This is a genomic window from Saccharomonospora halophila 8, assembly GCF_000383775.1.
In the GTDB taxonomy this organism is placed as follows: domain Bacteria; phylum Actinomycetota; class Actinomycetes; order Mycobacteriales; family Pseudonocardiaceae; genus Saccharomonospora; species Saccharomonospora halophila.
On record NZ_KB912532.1, the window covers coordinates 1 to 2,713 of the forward strand.

Sequence of the window (2,713 nt, forward strand, 5' to 3'; positions counted from 1 at the left end):
GGCTGGCCGCCGACGGCTGGCGGCACCTGGCCGGGCGGAGGATCGGGGTGGTGTCCAACCCGACCGGCGTGCTGACCGACGGGGACCACGTCGTCGACTCACTGGTCGCGGCGGGAGTCCGCCCGCGGGCGGTGTTCGGCCCCGAGCACGGGTTCCGCGGCAGCTCCCAGGCGGGCTCCTCCGAGCGCGACGGCACCGACCCGCGCACCGGCCTGCCGGTCCACGACATCTACCGCGCCGACGCGGACACCATCGCGGCACTGTTCACCGACGCGGGGGTGGACACGGTCGTGTTCGACATCGCCGACGTCGGCGCCCGCTTCTACACCTACATCTGGACGATGTATCAGGCGATGGTGGCCGCCGCCCGCGTCGGGGCGGCGTTCGTCGTGCCGGACCGGCCGAACCCGCTCGGCGGGCACGCGGCGGGGCCGGTGCTGGACCCCGCGTTCCGCTCGTTCGTGGGGCTGCGCCCGATCGCGCAGCAGCACGGGATGACCGTGGGCGAACTGGCACGGTTCTTCGACGCCGAGTTCCTGCCGGACGACGGGGGCCGGGTACCCGAGCTCGACGTGGTGCCGGTCGCGGGCTGGCGCCGGGACGTCCGGTTCGGCGACACCGGCCTGCCGTGGACCCCGCCGAGCCCGAACATGCCCACCCCGGACACCGCGCTCGTGTATCCGGGGACGTGCCTGTTCGAGGGCACGGTGTTCTCCGAGGGGCGCGGCACGACCCGGCCGTTCGAGACGGTGGGCGCGCCCGGGCTGGACTGGCGCTGGCGTGCGCGGCTGGTGGAGCGGAACCTGCCCGGCGTGCGGTTCCGGGAGACCTACTTCGTGCCGACCTTCGGCACGTTCGCGGGCGAGACCTGTGGCGGGGTGCAACTGACGGTGACCGACCCGTCCTCGTTCGACCCGATCGGCACCGCCATCGAGATGCTCGTGACCGCGGCACGTCACCATCCCGACCTGTTCGCCTGGCGGGACGACCACTTCATCGACAAGCTCACCGGTTCGGACACCGTCCGCCGGATGGTGGACGCGGGGGCGGGAGCCGACGAGATCGTCGCCTCCTGGCAGGACGGGCTCGAGGACTTCCGGCGCCGACGCCGTCCCCACCTGCTCTACCGGTGAGCGCCGGCACCCGGGTCCGGCCGGATCACACGGACCCGACACGACAACCACGATCATCACGGACGACACGGACGATCACGGCGATACGGACGTAACCGGACGGCCCGGAGCGCACGGACGAAGCGGACGGCACGGAGCGCGGGCCGGCCCGACGGCCGCGGCCGGGCCGGGGCAGCATGGAGGTGAACGGCGACGATGCGGGCGAAGGGGACGACGGCACCCCCGGCGCGCCCGACGTGCCCGGGGGCTTCCGCCGGGGCACGGGGCAGGAGAAAGCCGGTCACCGTGCTGCTCGCGCTACTGACGCTGACGGGGGTGACCGCGATGACCGCGGTGGAGACCGGCTCCGGGCGGTTCGACCGGCCCCGCCCCGGCTTCTCCTCCGCCGGTTCGGGCGTGCTCACCGACTCCACCCCGGAACGGGCGGGGCTCGACCCGGAGCCGATCCGGGCCGCCGAGCGGCGTCTCGACCGGTGGACCGAACCGGGCCCGGCCGGGGTGGACGGCCGCCCACTCTTCCCCGGTGCGGTGGGGCTGCTCGCCCACGACGGCGAGATCGTGGCCACGCACGCGACGGGCGATGCCGTGCGCTACGCCGACGGCACGGGCACCGAACTGCCGCCGGAGGAACGGGTCCCGATGCGGGAGGACACCGTCTTCGACATCGCCTCGGTGACGAAGTTGTTCACCTCGGTCGCGGCCCTGCAGCTCGTCGAGCGCGGGCGGATCGGACTCGACACCCCCGTGGCGCGGTACCTGCCCGGGTTCGCGGCCCACGGGAAACACGACGTCACGGTCCGCCAGCTGCTCACACACACCTCGGGCCTCCCGCCGACGCTGCTGCTCTGGCGCGACCACCCGGACGAGGAATCCCGCATCCGAGCGGTCCTCGAGGTCGAGCCACGCTCCGCCCCCGGGTCCGGATACTCCTACTCGGACCTCAACCTGATCACGCTGGGCGTGCTGATCGAACGCACCACCGGCGAGCCGTTGGACACGGTGATCGCCGAGCGCATCACCGGCCCGCTCGGGATGTCCGACACCGGATTCACGCCCCCACCGGACGAACGGGACCGCATCGCCGCCACGGAGTTCCAGACACGGCCCGCCCGCGGCATGGTGCACGGCGAGGTCCACGACGAGAACGCGTGGGCCCTGAACGGGGTGGCCGGACACGCCGGGCTGTTCTCCACGGCGCGCGACCTCGCCGTGCTCGGCCGGACGCTGCTGGCCGGCGGCATTTACGACGGCACCCGCATCCTCCGCCCGGAGACCGTGCGGACCATGCTCACCGACCAGACCCCCGGGGAGGAGAACCACGGGCTCGGCTTCGACCTCGACGAGATCCGGTACATGGGCGGTCTGACCTCCCCGTCCACGGCGGGGCACACCGGCTACACGGGGACGTCGCTGGTGCTCGACCCGCTGTCCGGGTCGGTCGCGGTGCTGCTCACGAACCGGGTGCACCCGTCCCGTTCGTGGGGCTCGCCCAATCCCGCCCGCCGGGCGTGGGCGACCGCGCTGGCGCGGTCGCTCGCCGTCGCCCCGGTCCACGGCACGCACTCGTGGTTCAGCGCACC

2 protein-coding genes are annotated in these 2,713 nt (G+C 73.6%); both read left to right on the plus strand.

Translation table 11 applies throughout. From position 1 onward, the window contains the following. A partial coding sequence (locus SACHA_RS0109620; RefSeq protein WP_019809245.1) for an exo-beta-N-acetylmuramidase NamZ family protein occupies window positions 1-1,133 on the plus strand: 1,133 nt, incomplete at its 5' end. A gap of 195 nt (window positions 1,134-1,328) precedes the next feature. Further along, a partial coding sequence (locus SACHA_RS25210; RefSeq protein ID WP_198010127.1) for a serine hydrolase domain-containing protein occupies window positions 1,329-2,713 on the plus strand: 1,385 nt, incomplete at its 3' end.